Genomic DNA, 14,917 nt, shown 5'->3' with positions numbered 1-14,917 from the left:
TGCTCGCACATCCCGTACTTGCGGCATATCTCCTGTAATGAAACCCCAGCCTCTCTCTCCTTCAGTATCCGGATTATCTGCTCCTCTCCAAATCTCCCTCTCCTCATGGTACGATCCTCCTCTTACCTTTTTACCAGATCATACTCGCTTCAAATATGGCTTATTTTTCGGGGGAAAGGTCAAATCAGCATGTCTGATTTGCAGATCGCCGGTGACTGGAAAAACAGCAAATCTGTTGAATCATATGCAAAAGCAAACATCGCTAAAAAAAGAGCTGTACTTGAAACCAAAGTGATCCCGTTAAGCAAAATACGGGAACAGCACGGGAACAACTCATAGGTTATAGAATATAGTATTTAAGCCATTTTTATGGTGGAGGCGGGGGGAATCGAACCCCCGTCCGAAGGCCTTCGGCACAGAGCGGCTACATGCTTGTCCTGTGTTTTAAATCTCGGAAGCTTTGCGCCCGCAGGCAGGCCCGTTTCTTCCCAGCCTCAGTAATTACCCTTCAAAGCCCTGAGGCGAAACGTTAAAGGGTTTCCTGTCCTTATTTGACGCCTTATCACAACCCGACAGGCAGGGTCATGTAAGACGTGGCTGGTTACTAGGCAGCCATTGCGTAGTTGTAATCGTCTGCACTTATGTGCGCCTGCCTGTTTAACGAGGCGACAGACCTCGGCATGCTCCCTGAACCTCAACTACCCCCGTCGAGCCCATAACGCCCCCGATGGGTATTGCTTCTGTAGTGTCTGGCTGCATAAAAGTCAAACCGATAATACAGCATCTTCGATGAGTTCGCACAGTATATGGCCGATCAGGATATGCACCTCCTGAATCCTTGCGGATTTGCCTTTGTAGGGCACGTCAATAAGGTAATCCACGGCCTGAGCCATTTTGCCGCCGCCGTTGCCGGTTAGGCCGATCGTGATGATTCCGGCAGATCTGGCCGATTCAATTGCTTTAAGTATGTTCGGTGAATTGCCGCTGGTCGATATGCCGAAAAAGATATCGCCCTGTTTCCCGAGTCCAAGCACCTGCCTGGAGAAAATATCGTCGAATGAATAATCGTTGGCGACTGCCGTAATAATCGATGTGTTGGTTGTTAGCGCCATCCCGGCCAGTGGTATTCTGTCCTTCATGAATCTGCCGACAAGTTCGGCGGCCAGGTGCTGCGAATCGGCTGCGGAACCTCCGTTTCCGGCAAACATTATCTTTCCGCCATTCTTTATACAATCTATCATTACTGAGGCTGCTTCAGTTATTACCGGGACAAGTTCCGTCAGCTTAGAATGAAGCTCCAATGCCTCTTTGAATATCGAGTCAACCCGGTTTTTCATCAGACAATCCTCCGCTATGGTTTGGTACGAAAAATATAATGTAAAGTTAAGGTATCCTCAAGAATTAATAAACATCCCCCGGTTCAGGCCCTGAAGTGTCCGTCCCTGTTTTTCTGATCAAGATAAAAGGAATCCCGGTGATATTTAAGATAGTCTTTTACTTCCATGTTGTATTCATCATCTGATTTGCAAACCCTGAACCGGTTTTCATAACCGCTGCTTTTCATAATATCTTCAATGCCCGGAGGAAAGATACCAGACAGGTCAATTTTTCCTGAATAGCCAAGATACCCTTTCATTGTTCTGAAACTGGCAAAAAGTCTTTTTAAAACAATCCTTAATATGTTGTTTATCATGTCTGCTCCCTCAATTAAGCTTATCGGCGCGATAGCATTTTGCTTAACCGGGCCACTAATTAAATAACAGGTTAAAGACTTGGTTTTTCAGTGCCGATACGCTGTTTTGTATGAGAGTGTCAATTAATCAGAACCACAGGCAAATCCGGCCAAGGAGGTTTTGGAATGAATGAAAATATTCAGGGGAACCTTGATGCCACGAGATGCTCTGAGATAGTCAGAATAATTTCCCTAGGCAAGGGAGCAGGAAGGCTTTACCTCACCAGCGGAGCGGAAACAGGATCGATCTATTTCAAAGACGGCAGGCTTGTTCATGCAAAATGCGGCCAGATTGAAGGCGTTAAGGCTGTATATGAAATGTCTTTGTGGTCTTCGGGAACTTATAAATTCTTTATTGACGAATCGACCGACCTGATTACCATAAACCAGCCAACGGAAGAAATACTCAAGGAAACCGAGAACAGGCTGAGGCAGATGGAAAAAATCGCATCCCTTATTCCCTCCGCCGCTGCTGTATTCTCTCTGGAACCTGAGACCAGGGAAAAGGAGATTATATTAAAGGCCATTCAATGGAAGATACTTTCTCAGATAAACGGAGAAAGGTCGATTTCGCAGATTGCTCAAATTTTAGGCATAACAGATTCCGATGCAATGAAGGTTTTTTATACACTTTTCAGGCAGGGGCTGATCAAGGAGGCGAAAAAGGAGACTTCAAGGCCAGCTGAAGACAAATCAGACCTGCCGGACACCCCGTATGCGTTGGCGCTTGTTAAAAACCTGACACAGACAATAGGCCCGATAGCGCCCTTCATAATTTCTGAAACATTAAGAGAAACGGGAAGGGACCTTCTCAGTGAGGACACCGCACAGCGTGCGGCGTTCATCGAAACGCTGCATAACAAGATACCGGATGAAGAACTGGCGCTCAAATTCCTGAACATGATGACCATCTGGATCAAGACCGAGGAAGGCAAATCATGAAAATAAAAGTATTTATCATAACAATGGCCGGCTTCATCATAATCCTTGCAGGGTCCATGGCCGCAGTTTTATACGAACTCTCATCAATTGGAAAAATAAACATGGATGGAGCCACTGAAAAACTCTACATGGAAAACACCAGGATCATGTCGTCAATCATCCAGAACATCCCCCCGACATCTTATGAAACAATCAAACTGCCGCCCTCATGGGCCGAGATAATGACCGTAAACCCTCAAAATCTTCAGATTATTTCTTCAACCAATAAAGCTGATAATGGAAAATACATCTACAGCATCCCGGGATTGCTCGACCAGGCAAAGGGGATCCTGGCGCAGATGAAAGCCCCGAAACCGGACTTTATCAAATCTAAAGACTACATGGTCGCAGTCGTGCCCTATCAGCCGGATATGTTCATTATCGGTCTGAAACCGAAAACCTGGGAAAAAGACCTGATCAGTTCTCAGGTTGATTATATGAACAAAGAGTCTTCGGCTGTATTGAAAAAATTGCTTCTGCTGGCCTGCGCCGGCATCATTATTTCCATTGTGCTCTCGCTATTGATATCCATAAAGGTATCAAAATATCTGGCGGAATTTTCTTTAAGCATAAAGGCTTTAAGCCTTGGAGACTTGAATGCGGAACCCCCTGTTCTGAAAGGAAAGGATATGGCTGCATTTTCAGATTCTTTCGCCAGGATAAAATTTTCACTTGTAATGGCGCTTGAAAGATTGAAGAAAAAATAAGAAACATCCGGACGGTTATCTGTTGCCGACAGCATGTTTGTAAACGAGCCCGGTTGACGGTTATTTCATATGGTGCCGAGGGAACTGTTATCTCCTCTCGGGCATAAGTCGTCCGAACCCTCAGCATCGATTCCGGTTGCTTTAAATATTATCTTTTCTATCTCGATGCTCCTTAAATAGAGATTTGATATCCGTTCCTTTCTCATTTTATCTTTCCCGTATCTTTCCATAAGATCGACAAAGCGCCTTGAGAGAGATACCACCTCCTCATGCATCACCCTTTTATCCGCATAGTGAACTATCATGGCCTCATTCAGTTCATCAGATTCAAGGTGCACATGCTGCCTGACAATTGAAGCCACTTCAGGGCAATCGAGTATTTCAAGAAGCCTGCCTCCCATTTTCGCATGATCTTCTCCCGTGCGGATCGAATCAATCTTGCATATATCATGGAGAAGTGCTCCCGTCTCAACCAGCCTGATATCAATTTTATCCGGCAGGCGAGAGGCAATTTCCACGGCAATCCTTTCCACTGCCATGCTGTGATTTAAGATGTGCTGCGGCATCTGCTTCAGCCGTATAAGATCATATGCCCATTTTTTTGAAGGTATCACGGCTGATTATCCTAATCGGATGATTCACTGTGCTTGCCGGAAATATCACCGAGGCCGAGCAGTTTGACCGTGAGGGCGAATATCGTCTTAGTCGGTACTGTTTGAGTCGCATCCAGGTCATATGAGGGCTCAACCTGTACGGAACCCGTTATTCCCCAGCACTGGGACTGATAGTCAACCCCCTGCCTGAAGAATTCGAACCTGTCGTCCGTAAAGTTATATTTGCCTTCGAAAAAGAGCCACAGTCCATTGATAACAAGCACTTTTGCATTTCCATAAAGGTTGTTCGAGCTGTCTCCTGTATCAGACCGTAAATATTCGGAAGTCAGAGACAATGAGTCGGTTCTCCTGTCATTGAAGGTAAGCTGTGTCTTGTTCTGCTTTGAGATGAATGCGTTATCCTCGTCTTCTCCGAAAATATTTCTATGTTCAAAATAGAGCCAGGACCATGGACGGAACCTGAACACTCCCTCATAGTATCCCCAGTCTTCATACACGAAGCTGTATATCGCGCTGAGCGTCAACTCGAGTATCGAGTTTCCCTTTTCATCCCTGATATAATTTGACAGCGCAGGCTTGATGTCATTGTAATTCTGCCAACCGTCACCTGAAAGAATTATCGGATAAGGGTAGTCCGGATCGGTTGGCAGTACATCGTAACTGCCGCCAAATTTCCACATGCCGGTCCAGTCCACTGAAGGGATTATCTGATGATACCATCCTTTATAGAACTTGGGGCTGTAAATGGATGACGTCAGTGTGATTCCCCTCCTGTTCCAGTTCTCTTCTATATCGCTGTCAAAATCCTCATATTTCTCGCTCTTTTGTGTGAAATGCGTGTCCCTGTATATCTGCTGATAGAAAGGCCTGATGGTTACATACGGCATGAGATTGATGGGAAGCGACACTTCCGCGTTCGCATAATCTTTTATGCCCCGTGCGGAATTTTCCGAATAAACATATATTGAATTTACATCGGCCGAAATATAAAGCGGCGTTTTGGGAATTTTCAACTGGCCCATCTTTATCCTTGCACTCGGCAGCTGCTGTATCGTGTAGCTGTTGTCGGATGTAGTCAGATCCTTTTTCCATTGTCCCGAAACATCGAACATGAATTTCCCATAGGTCTTCAGCCATTCAACACGGGATATCGAGTCCTCTTTTCTGCTCTGCTGTTCGCCGACCCAGAATGTTTCCTTATCGGCTTCAAACGGATAGAGAGGCCCGATGTCTCTGAAATAATCGGCATTGCTCGGCAGATTTATATTCCAGGTAAGATCGCCTCCGGTGTTGCTGGCCTTAACATACCACCTGCTGTATGGGATAATGGGTTCAACGCCTGATGTCGTGACATCTCCCCCCTCTCTGTCCCTCAAGCCTTCGAGATACAGATAACCCTTTCTATTGTAATCCAGCGCATATCTGAGCTCACCCGCCATCAGCCATCCTCGTTTCTCAAGCCATGTGGGGGTTACCGTCGCATCGGCCGAACGTCCGAGGGTGAAATATATGGGCAGTCCGCCATACAATCCCGTATCGCTCATGCTGCCGACTTTGGGAAAGAGTATGCCTGTCTGCCTTTCAAGCTTTGCCGGAAAATAGAGGTAGGGAAAATAAAATATCGGCACGTCCTTGACATAAAACCAGGCATGTCTTGCTTCACCGTATCCCTCGACAGGGATATCAAGATGGCTTGATTTGATGGACCATGAAGGAGTTACCGACGTACACGGGCTGTATCTTATCTCGTCCCCGAGGTATACGTTGTTGCTGTAGCGGGTGATTTTGCTCCCCCATACCTTGAAAGGCTCTTCATATCCATAGACATAGCCGTCAGTCACATATGCATCTTTTCTCCTGATATTGTATGTGACCGATTCCGCCCTGATCTCTCCCTTGACGTCCTTCAGGTAGCAGTTTCCCGATGCCGATATGTCGTTGCTCCGGGCATCATAGATAACGTAATTGGAAGTAAGCGTCATGCCTTCTTTGCTTCTGAGAACAACATTACCCGAGGCTTCAATCCTGTCGCCTGTTTTCTCTATCTTGTCGGCTTCAATATCGAGGTCTTCGCCGAAAAGAGATACCGGCAGAAGAAAAATTGTTATGATCGCCCATAAATAAGCCAGCCTTTGCATATCAAATATTCCCTTATCTCGCCAACTGTGTAGAATGAACCTGTTACAACAATCTCTTCAGACATTTCAAATGCTTCATTAAAAGCATCTGTCATTGAAGTAAATACATAAACATTCCCTGTTCCCGCGACCTGCCCTATCTCTTGTTCACCCCATGACCTTGGCGAATCGAGAGGGGCGATATTAACCTTTGAACAGACGCTTGAAAGCATCTTCGTCATAGCGGCATAATCTTTATCTTTCAGGATGCCCAGCACTCCAATGCCTGAAAATTTCCTTTTCCTCAGATACTCGGACAGGCATAGCATAGAAGCGCTGTTATGCGCTACATCAAGTATGACCTTTCCGGCATGTTCGATTCTGCCGGGAAGCCATGCAGAAGAGATTGCGGACTTCATGCTGTCCGCATCGAGTTCGAACCCGAGTTCGTTGAAGGCCCTTATCGCAAGGGCGGCATTGAGAGGTTGACAAGAACCCTCGATTCCGGGCTTGAATCCCACCGGTTTGTGCACGACTATCAGTTGCGAACCGATCTTTTCAACATAATCTTTAATGACATCAAGCCCTTCTGCGGCTGATGTCACAAGAGGCCTTCCGCTTCTTGCAATGGCTGCTTTTTCCGCTGCTATCTCGGATATGCTTGAACCGAGATAGTCGGTATGATCAAGTGAAATATTGGTTATTACCGAAAGGGCGGGATCAAGCACATTTGCGGCATCAAGCCTTCCGCCCAGTCCGATCTCGAATATGCCGACATCGACTTCTGCCTTCTGAAAAAGCCTTGCAGCCAGCACGACGGTCATCTCAAAATATGTAAGACCGATCCCGTCAAGAAGAGGGGCGATTTCTTTTTCCGTGTCACTGATCTCTTTTTCCGTCGAATCGCGCCCGTTTATCCTGAATCTTTCGGTATAGCTGCTTATATGAGGTGACATGGTAACGCCGGTTCTTAAGCCTGCTTCAGAAAGGAGTCTCTCCAGATAAACGCATACTGAACCCTTGCCGTTTGTGCCTCCGACAAGTACATGCCGGTAGCTTTTTTCAGGATGCCCCAGGATATCAAGGGCTTTTCTGACCCTCTCCAGACCGGGAATCCACCGGTTCTGGTCAATATTTTCTAGAGCCATTTGAGAATATAATAAAGCGTTTGCGGTATCTCCCGCCTGTGAACCACGGCATCGACAAACCCGTTTGACAACGTGCGGGATGCCGTCTGAAAATCTCCGGGCAGTTCGGCATGAGTTGTAGTCTCGATTACTCTCGGCCCGGCAAAGCCGATTCTTGCACCCTGTTCAGCAATAATAAAATCCGCCTGAGACGAAAAGCTTGCGGTGACCCCGCCATAACACGGGTCTGTATAAACGGTTATCAGAGGTGCAGTTGATATGTTTTTTCTGTACACGGTTCTTATCATCTGCATAAGCCCCCATATTCCTTCCTGAACCCTGACCCCGCCAGAAGCGCAGAATATTATTGCAGGAGTTTTTTCAGCGGATGAATAATCGAGCATCGACATCACGGACTGTCCAAGAGCCGTTCCCATGGTGCCGCCCATGAAACTGAAATCCATCACGCCGATTATGCAAGGTTCACCCTTGATGGCGGCATTGTAGCACTTGAAACCTTCTTCCCCGGCTGGAACGTTTTTGCCCGATAAAGACAGATCGATTTCAGAGAAGCCGTCCTTGCCGCATGTAATCGTCATGCGGTCCCTGGGACCCACCCTGAAATGAAAGTCGCAGTGCGGACAGATGCTTAGATTTTCTTTTAGCTTTTCGGTTATGCTTATTTCCTTGCAGGCCGGACATTCAGTCCATCTTCCGTCCTTTTTTGCAATATCCAGAATTTCCGTCAAAGGTTGAATACCTCCCCTCCCCTTATATATCCCATTCCTTCAGGTATATCTCTTATCACATCTTTAAAATAACGCGGTTTGATATGGTATGCAATCACCTTCGAGAAGCTCAAGCGGTTCAATTCCCTGCCGATAACTGCCGGAGTCATATGCCCGGTAAGTCTTGCAACCTCATGCATCTTATCAGGAAATGAAGTTTCCACGAAAAACAGTTTAAGCTTTGATGCAAGGGAAGCGGCAAGATTGAACAGTCCAGGTGTGTATGAGGTGTCTCCGCTGAATATGACATGCTTGTCGCCTTCAGAAATCATAAAGGATTTTGCCCCGCTTATATGTTGGGCTTTTATCCCCTTTGCGCATAATCCATTAAGGCTGAAGGTGTCTGCAGGCAGCGTATGAATTCTGCATAAGGATCCGTCAAGTTCAAGTTGCTTCAGCTTCGGCCATATTGTACCGTTAAACAGGTGTTTTCTTATTGCATTCAATGTAATTCCGCTTCCCCATATGTCGACGCCCTTTCCTTTGCCGAAACATACAACGTCAAGGATGAAAGGGAGTTCCTTTATATGGTCTATATGGGAATGGGTCAAAAGGATATGACTGATGCCCGAAAGTCTTTTAGTATCAAGAACAGAGGCAGCCGAGCCAGCATCTACCAGAACTTCCCCGTTTATCAGTATGCTAGTAGTATTGAATCCTTTTGCCACGGCACCACTGCATCCGAGTATTTCTATCTTCATAACCATCCCGCTTATTGTTTAGAAATACTCTTCGGTTATATTTGAAATAAACTATAGGCTTTCTGAAAATGCCCCCGAATGTCATTGACTGAGACGGTCTTATCAATTAGACATTAATTCACTTTTTAAAACCATTTAAGAGGTCATCATGGCTTATACGGCAGCACAAAAAATTATCAATGCCCACAAGGTAGATGAAACACCGGATGAAATTGGGTTAAGGATAGACCAGACGCTCACTCAGGATGCAACAGGCACCATGGCTTATCTGGAGTTCGAGGCCATAGGGATCGACGCAGTCAGAACCGAGCTTTCGGTCAGCTATGTGGACCATAACACGCTCCAGACCGGTTTCGAAAATGCGGACGACCACCGTTTTCTTAAGGACATCGCGGCAAAATACGGCATCTATTTTTCAAGACCCGGAAACGGCATATGCCATCAGGTGCATCTTGAGCGGTTCGGAATACCTGGCAAAACACTGCTCGGCTCAGACAGCCACACCCCGACCGGAGGCGGCATAGGAATGCTGGCTATAGGCGCAGGAGGTCTTGACGTAGCTGCAGCAATGGCCGGAATGCCCTTTTATATCCCGAAGCCTAAGATACTCGGAATAAAACTATCAGGCAGTCTTTCGCCCTGGGTCAGCGCCAAGGACATCATACTGGAGGTACTGAGAAGGCTTACAGTCAAAGGCGGCGTCGGCAGGATAATCGAATATACCGGAGAAGGCGTAAAAAGCCTTAGCGTCCCGGAGCGGGCCACCATTACAAACATGGGGGCCGAACTCGGTGCGACCTCGTCAATATTCCCGAGCGACGAGATTACCAGGGCCTTTCTTGTCGCACAGAAGAGGGGCGAGAAATGGATGGAACTGAAGGCAGATGATAATGCTTCATATGATGAATTGATTGAAATCGACCTGAGCAACCTTGAACCTATGGCGGCATGCCCTCACAGTCCCGACAGAGTGGAAAAAATATCCGCGCTTAAGGGTAAAAAGGTCGATCAGGCGCTCATAGGCTCGTGCACGAACTCATCACTCAAAGATATGCTCACCGTTGCAGCGGTCCTTAAGGGGAAGACTGTTCATCCCGATGTAAGCCTGGGCATCGCACCCGGATCGAAACAGGTACTTACAATGCTGGCCGAGACAGGTGCGCTCACTGATATAATCGCAGCCGGGACAAGAATTCTGGAGAGCGCATGCGGCCCTTGCATAGGCATGGGCCAGTCCCCCAGAACAAAAGGCGTGTCACTAAGGACTTTCAACCGGAATTTCAAGGGCCGCTCCGGGACAGAGGACGCGGAAATCTATCTGGTATCCCCTGAAGTGGCAGCAGCTTCTGCGATTGCAGGGGTATTGACAGACCCGAGAGATCTCGGGATTTATCCGGAAATAAAAATTCCTGCCGTTTTTTCAGTCGATGATTCAATGATTATTCCACCCCCGGCTGATAGAAATATCGAAATCACGAGGGGGCCGAACATAAAGCCTTTCCCCAAAAGAGGCGCAATGGAAGATTCAGTCGAATTAGAGGTCCTGCTCAAGCTTGAAGACAATATAACAACCGATGACATCATGCCGGCAGGCTCTAAGATATTGCCGCTGAGGTCAAACATTGAAAAGATTTCGAAATACGTCTTTTCAGGCATTGACAGTAATTTTTCAGAAAGGGCGATTGCTGCCGGCGCAGGCTGCGTACTGGCAAGAAACAACTATGGCCAGGGATCATCAAGGGAACATGCGGCAATCGCACCCATGTATCTGGGGATAAAGGCCGTACTTGCAATAACGTTTGCCAGGATCCACCGTGCCAATCTGATCAACTTCGGCATACTGCCTGTTACAATCGATGAGAGTTCATATCATTCCATAAGGAGCGGGGATAAAATTCAGATATCCGGAATTCTAGGAGCACTTGACGGAACAGGCCGGATAAAGATTGATAATACCTCATCAGGAAACAGCATCGCAGGAAAACTAACGGTTTCTGAAAGAGAAGCGGCCTTGCTGAAGAAGGGCGGCCTCCTCAATTATATAAAATCCGTGGCAGGTGATTAAGATGACAGAAATAAGAACAAGATTCGCGCCTTCACCGACCGGCCACCTTCATATAGGCGGCGCAAGAACAGCCCTTTTCGCATGGCTTTACGCAAGGCATACAAGCGGAAAATTCATTCTGAGGATTGAAGATACCGATGCCCTGCGTTCAACCGACGAATATACAGAGAAAATCCTTCAGGCAATGGAATGGCTTAACCTCAACTGGGACGAAGGCCCTTTCTTCCAGTCAAAAAGGCTCGATATTTACAGGGAATATGTGGAACAGCTTATTAAAAATGACCGCGCGTTCTGGTGTGAATGTACGCCCGAAGACCTTGAACTGAAACGCGAGGAAGCCCTTAAAACCGGCGGAAAACCTAAGTACGACGGGACATGCAGAAACAAGAAGCTGGGCCCGGGACCCGGCCGTGTTGTCAGGTTCGCCTCACCCAAAACCGGGACAACTTCCTTTGAAGATGTCATAAAAGGGACAATCAGCGTTGACAATTCCGAACTGGATGATCTCATAATTCTAAGATCAGACAACATGCCCACCTATAATTTCACTGTAGTGATAGACGATGCAACCATGAACATAAATTATGTCATCAGAGGCGATGATCATGTTAACAACACCCCCCGCCAGATCGCCCTGTATGATGCGCTTGGTTTTCCTCATCCCGTATTCGCGCATGTCCCCATGATACTGGGTTCGGACAAGACTAGGCTTTCGAAGCGCCACGGTGCCACATCGGTAATGGCCTACAAGGAAATGGGGTATCTTCCCGAGGCACTTGTAAATTATCTGGTCAGGCTTTCATGGGCGCACGGTGACCAGGAGATATTTACGATGGATGAACTCGTGGAGCTCTTTGACATCAAAGATGTCGGCAGAAGTGCTGCTGTATTCAATCCTGAAAAGCTACTGTGGCTCAACCACCATTACATAAAAACCGGGGATGTAAAAAGGCTGGCAAAACTTCTCAGACCGTTTGCAATAAAAGCCGGGCTTGACCCCGTAAGTGATGATTATCTCGAACATGTAGTTGAAGATGTACGGGAAAGAACACATACCTTGAAAGACATGCTCGATTTCGGAGATTTCTATTTTAAGGAAATAGATGAATCGCCTGAGCTCAAAAATAAATTCCTGACTCCGGACATGATCCCGGTTTTCAGGGAATTGATCTCAGGCCTTGAGCATGTAGACCTTGCAGACAGAAAAATTACCGAAGGTGTCTTTGCCGGTGTCCTTGAAAAATGCGGCATCAAGTTCAAGCAGCTCGCCCAGCCAATAAGGATCGCACTGACAGGCAAAACGGCTTCGCCCGGAATATTCGAGATCATATCGACTCTCGGCCCCAGGGTTATTCCGCGTTTGAAAAATGCCCTTTCCTTCATGGAATCAAGCACAGGCCGATGATAAAGGTAATACCGTTTGAATCCCGCTATTTCAGCCTTTTAAGTTACATACTGGCGGATCACGATAGAGGAGAATGCATCATCATCGATCCTGCAAGAGAGATTTCTTCATCAATAGAAGACCCGCTCAAAATAAAATCGGTGATCAACACGCATATTCATTTTGATCACACGCAGGGGAACCCCTTTGTAGGCAGACTGAGCCCGATTAAAGCGCACAAGCTTGAAAACAAACCACTCTATCGTCTGACTAACACTCTGATATCATCCGTGATGGCTGGCAAAAAGCCTCCGAAAACAAATTTTTCGCTTAAGGATGGCGATGAGATCGCTCTGGGCGGAACAATCATCCGCATATTGCACACGCCGGGCCACTCACCGGGTTCCATCTGCCTTTACTGGGATGGCAACCTTATCTCAGGAGATACTATGTTCACAGGTGGAATAGGCCGGACAGACATACCTCACGGCAGCAGCACGTCCATAAAAAAAAGCCTCGCAATGCTTCTCGATCTGCCGGATGATACTCTTATCTGGCCGGGTCATGTGTATGGCTCCAGATATCCTCTCACTTTGAAGGAAAACAGACGGGCAGTAGTCTGGTCAATGAATTCCCTATGATAAAAAGCTAATCCAGAGGATTCGGTTTCTTTTTTACAGCCGATGGGTCTTTCAGCGCCTTATCCAGTTCAAGGAATAGATCCTGCTTCGCAGGACCTTTTTTCATCATTCCTTCTATCTGACTGAGCTTTGCCTCTTTTTCAGCCTTGACGCGCAGTATCTCTTCCATCATCGCAGGCGTTTTAACTTCCTTCGGAATGTTTTCGATCAGTAGATGGTCCTTTATATAAAACCTCTCTTCTGTTCCACTGATCGCAGTCCCGATAATTCCTGCATCATCAAGCCGTCTTGAAATTCTTGCGGTTTCCTCCCGGGAAAGATTGAGAGTATCGGATATCTCTTTTAACGAAGGAGATATTCCCTTGCCATGCTCTAAAATCCTTATTGCGGCTACAAACAGATGCGCCTGACCGTACATTCCCTGATCATTCATTCAACAAATATATATTTAAAACCATTTAATCTTGCAATAATTATTCAAGAATGGCACATTCAAAACCGATAAAGCATCTAAGTACAAAACCTGTGCAATAAAGGAGGGTACGACTTGAAGAAGGTTATTCCTCTAATTACCGGCTTTTTTTTCCTGCTGGCATTCGGTGCGGCCTGGGCGGATGATTCGGAAATTGTTCATACGGTCAAGAAAGGCGACACTCTTTGGGATATTTCCAACAAATACCTGAAGACACCCTGGAAATGGCCGCTCGTCTGGGCAGAGAATGATAAGATAACAAATCCTCACCTCATTTATCCCGGGGATAAGATTGTAATTTTCAGCCAGAATGGCGTGACATCCATAAAAGTTATTCCTTATGACAAGACCTCAGGAGAAAGGATCTTCTCGTTTGATGATTTTTCCAAAATGAAAGGAAGGTCCATTGTATTATCACCTGAATTTTCAACGCTTATCTATTCCGACAATCCATTGAAATTAAAAGGCCGTGTTTTGAAAAAGGTTGAAAACGGCGATTTGTCCACAACAGATGACCAGATACTGATCAAAGGATTCCCTGACGCAAAGCCTGGAAAAGTTCTGGTAATAAAATCTTTGCAGAACGACGTGAAAGTGGATGATGAAGTCTATGGCTATCTTTATAAAATTGTTGCCCTTGCTAAAGTGGACAATGTTGAAAAAGATATAGCTATCTGCACTGTTACCTATTCCTATCAGGAGATTAGCGGAAACGATCTTGTCGATGATGATATTACCGGGGTAAAGCCCTTGACACTAGATCTGTCTGAAAATAAAGGCTTCGGAGAATCAGTAATCATTGACGTATGGCACAATGCCTCAGGAGGAGGAAACGGAGATTTGGTATTTATTGACCGGGGTACATCCGATGGTCTCAAGCCCGGCAATATCCTGAATATTTATAAAGACGTCCCTGTCAAAGATGGAAAGACCACCAAAGATATAAATGCCTATGCCGGCACAGCTGTCGTTATTCAGACAGTTAAAAACAGCGCCATAGTACTCATTACGTATGCGACCATGTATATTGAACAAGGTTTTGTTGTATCGGGAAAATAGGCAAGTAAATATAAAGTCAGGGGGATGCCCCTAATAAGGCATTCCCCAGTTGGATATAATCGAATCTATTCCTCTCGTATCTGTTCTTGTAAACTCTATACCCATACCGTTATTTGATTTTCTTGTGACACGACCCTGTGCCCATACTATCCGGCCCATGTTGTCAACATCGATACTTGCAAGAATATAAATCCCGACATCATGTGGAGATTCCGTTTGAATGAACATACCTTCCTTGCTTATATTGTTCACCTTCCCCCTGCAGTACTTCATTGAATCTCCCATGTATATGACTTTCAGATTTACGCTGGTGCGGGCATTTTTCCTTCTCTCGTCCATGAAAGATCACCTCCAATTTTAAACTTGAAATCCTGATATATTTTATCGGCAATTGAAATTAAAAACTATATTATATACCAGCATTACCACACTATATAAAGTTCAACAAGGTATAGCCTTCTAAATGTGTTCTCAGGCTTGAGAAAATATCCTCTACGGCATGAGGTAAAACAATACTGCTGACTGCGGA

General features: G+C 46.1%; 16 protein-coding genes and 1 other RNA gene. 6 read left to right on the top strand and 11 right to left on the bottom strand.

Translation table 11 applies throughout. The features are described 5' to 3' along the window. The 4 genes from VIS94_15995 to VIS94_15980 form a co-directional block, all read right to left on the bottom strand. The coding region (locus VIS94_15995; protein ID HEY9162579.1) for a transposase at window positions 1-107 on the bottom strand (107 nt) is incomplete at its 3' end. A gap of 263 nt (window positions 108-370) precedes the next feature. Then, window positions 371-726, bottom strand: a transfer-messenger RNA (tmRNA) gene (ssrA, locus tag VIS94_15990). Window positions 727-764: 38 nt separating this feature from the next. Then, on the bottom strand, window positions 765-1,337 hold the full coding sequence (locus VIS94_15985) for a D-sedoheptulose 7-phosphate isomerase (GenBank protein ID HEY9162578.1): 573 nt from the start codon (window positions 1,335-1,337) through the stop codon (window positions 765-767). A gap of 83 nt (window positions 1,338-1,420) precedes the next feature. After that, complete coding sequence (locus VIS94_15980; protein HEY9162577.1) at window positions 1,421-1,693, bottom strand: hypothetical protein; 273 nt, start codon at window positions 1,691-1,693, stop codon at window positions 1,421-1,423. Window positions 1,694-1,858: 165 nt separating this feature from the next. Between VIS94_15980 and VIS94_15975 the strand changes: the two genes are divergently transcribed. Further along, window positions 1,859-2,674: a DUF4388 domain-containing protein gene (locus tag VIS94_15975; GenBank protein ID HEY9162576.1), complete on the top strand. Its 816-nt coding sequence runs from the start codon at window positions 1,859-1,861 to the stop codon at window positions 2,672-2,674. After that, window positions 2,671-3,420, top strand: coding sequence for a hypothetical protein (locus VIS94_15970; GenBank protein HEY9162575.1), 750 nt, complete (start codon window positions 2,671-2,673; stop codon window positions 3,418-3,420). The genes VIS94_15975 and VIS94_15970 overlap by 4 nt, the downstream gene beginning before the upstream one ends. Window positions 3,421-3,485: 65 nt before the next feature. Here the strand turns inward: VIS94_15970 and VIS94_15965 are convergent, their stop codons facing one another. Genes VIS94_15965 through VIS94_15945 form a run of 5 tightly spaced genes read right to left on the bottom strand, consistent with a single transcriptional unit; the run spans window position 3,486 to window position 8,767 of the window. Further along, complete coding sequence (locus VIS94_15965; protein ID HEY9162574.1) at window positions 3,486-4,034, bottom strand: HD domain-containing protein; 549 nt, start codon at window positions 4,032-4,034, stop codon at window positions 3,486-3,488. A gap of 11 nt (window positions 4,035-4,045) precedes the next feature. After that, a complete protein-coding gene (locus VIS94_15960; GenBank protein ID HEY9162573.1) occupies window positions 4,046-6,172 on the bottom strand; it encodes a hypothetical protein in 2,127 nt (708 codons plus the stop codon). Beyond that, window positions 6,139-7,299, bottom strand: coding sequence for a Mur ligase family protein (locus VIS94_15955; GenBank protein HEY9162572.1), 1,161 nt, complete (start codon window positions 7,297-7,299; stop codon window positions 6,139-6,141). Before VIS94_15955 ends, VIS94_15960 begins: the two co-directional genes overlap by 34 nt. After that, on the bottom strand, window positions 7,290-8,027 hold the full coding sequence (locus tag VIS94_15950; protein HEY9162571.1) for an acetyl-CoA carboxylase carboxyltransferase subunit beta: 738 nt from the start codon (window positions 8,025-8,027) through the stop codon (window positions 7,290-7,292). The genes VIS94_15955 and VIS94_15950 overlap by 10 nt, the downstream gene beginning before the upstream one ends. Beyond that, window positions 8,024-8,767: an MBL fold metallo-hydrolase gene (locus VIS94_15945; GenBank protein HEY9162570.1), complete on the bottom strand. Its 744-nt coding sequence runs from the start codon at window positions 8,765-8,767 to the stop codon at window positions 8,024-8,026. The genes VIS94_15950 and VIS94_15945 overlap by 4 nt, the downstream gene beginning before the upstream one ends. A gap of 148 nt (window positions 8,768-8,915) precedes the next feature. Between VIS94_15945 and VIS94_15940 the strand changes: the two genes are divergently transcribed. From VIS94_15940 to VIS94_15930, 3 genes are read left to right on the top strand one after another with little or no spacing between them, the layout of a single operon-like run. Further along, complete coding sequence (locus VIS94_15940) at window positions 8,916-10,832, top strand: aconitate hydratase (protein ID HEY9162569.1); 1,917 nt, start codon at window positions 8,916-8,918, stop codon at window positions 10,830-10,832. Between the two features lies 1 nt (window position 10,833). Beyond that, window positions 10,834-12,237: a glutamate--tRNA ligase gene (gene gltX / locus VIS94_15935; GenBank protein HEY9162568.1), complete on the top strand. Its 1,404-nt coding sequence runs from the start codon at window positions 10,834-10,836 to the stop codon at window positions 12,235-12,237. Next, window positions 12,234-12,857, top strand: a complete 624-nt coding sequence (locus VIS94_15930) for an MBL fold metallo-hydrolase (protein HEY9162567.1) — start codon at window positions 12,234-12,236, stop codon at window positions 12,855-12,857. The genes gltX and VIS94_15930 overlap by 4 nt, the downstream gene beginning before the upstream one ends. Window positions 12,858-12,864: 7 nt before the next feature. Here the strand turns inward: VIS94_15930 and VIS94_15925 are convergent, their stop codons facing one another. Next, window positions 12,865-13,275 carry a hypothetical protein gene (locus VIS94_15925; protein ID HEY9162566.1) on the bottom strand — a complete coding sequence of 137 codons (411 nt, stop codon included), beginning with the start codon at window positions 13,273-13,275 and terminating at the stop codon, window positions 12,865-12,867. Between the two features lie 129 nt (window positions 13,276-13,404). Between VIS94_15925 and VIS94_15920 the strand changes: the two genes are divergently transcribed. Beyond that, the gene (locus VIS94_15920; GenBank protein ID HEY9162565.1) at window positions 13,405-14,388 is read left to right on the top strand and encodes a LysM peptidoglycan-binding domain-containing protein; all 984 of its coding nucleotides are present in this window, start codon (window positions 13,405-13,407) and stop codon (window positions 14,386-14,388) included. A gap of 30 nt (window positions 14,389-14,418) precedes the next feature. Here the strand turns inward: VIS94_15920 and VIS94_15915 are convergent, their stop codons facing one another. After that, window positions 14,419-14,727, bottom strand: coding sequence for a PilZ domain-containing protein (locus VIS94_15915; protein HEY9162564.1), 309 nt, complete (start codon window positions 14,725-14,727; stop codon window positions 14,419-14,421). Window positions 14,728-14,917: the final 190 nt, after the last annotated feature.

The sequence above is a fragment of the Desulfomonilia bacterium genome (assembly GCA_036567785.1).
Taxonomy (GTDB): domain Bacteria; phylum Desulfobacterota; class Desulfomonilia; order UBA1062; family UBA1062; genus DATCTV01.
This window is presented reverse-complemented; position numbering and strand designations above follow the sequence as displayed.

Bases quoted from the DNA above. Each gene is read 5' to 3' on its own strand.
- VIS94_15985 (HEY9162578.1), bottom strand. From the start codon at position 1,337: ATGAAAAACCGGGTTGACTCGATATTCAAAGAGGCATTGGAGCTTCAT.
- VIS94_15980 (HEY9162577.1), bottom strand. From the start codon at position 1,693: ATGATAAACAACATATTAAGGATTGTTTTAAAAAGACTTTTTGCCAGT.
- VIS94_15975 (HEY9162576.1), top strand. From the start codon at position 1,859: ATGAATGAAAATATTCAGGGGAACCTTGATGCCACGAGATGCTCTGAG.
- VIS94_15970 (HEY9162575.1), top strand. From the start codon at position 2,671: ATGAAAATAAAAGTATTTATCATAACAATGGCCGGCTTCATCATAATC.
- VIS94_15960 (HEY9162573.1), bottom strand. From the start codon at position 6,172: ATGCAAAGGCTGGCTTATTTATGGGCGATCATAACAATTTTTCTTCTG.
- VIS94_15955 (HEY9162572.1), bottom strand. From the start codon at position 7,299: ATGGCTCTAGAAAATATTGACCAGAACCGGTGGATTCCCGGTCTGGAG.
- VIS94_15945 (HEY9162570.1), bottom strand. From the start codon at position 8,767: ATGAAGATAGAAATACTCGGATGCAGTGGTGCCGTGGCAAAAGGATTC.
- VIS94_15940 (HEY9162569.1), top strand. From the start codon at position 8,916: ATGGCTTATACGGCAGCACAAAAAATTATCAATGCCCACAAGGTAGAT.
- gltX (HEY9162568.1), top strand. From the start codon at position 10,834: ATGACAGAAATAAGAACAAGATTCGCGCCTTCACCGACCGGCCACCTT.
- VIS94_15930 (HEY9162567.1), top strand. From the start codon at position 12,234: ATGATAAAGGTAATACCGTTTGAATCCCGCTATTTCAGCCTTTTAAGT.
- VIS94_15925 (HEY9162566.1), bottom strand. From the start codon at position 13,275: ATGTACGGTCAGGCGCATCTGTTTGTAGCCGCAATAAGGATTTTAGAG.
- VIS94_15915 (HEY9162564.1), bottom strand. From the start codon at position 14,727: ATGGACGAGAGAAGGAAAAATGCCCGCACCAGCGTAAATCTGAAAGTC.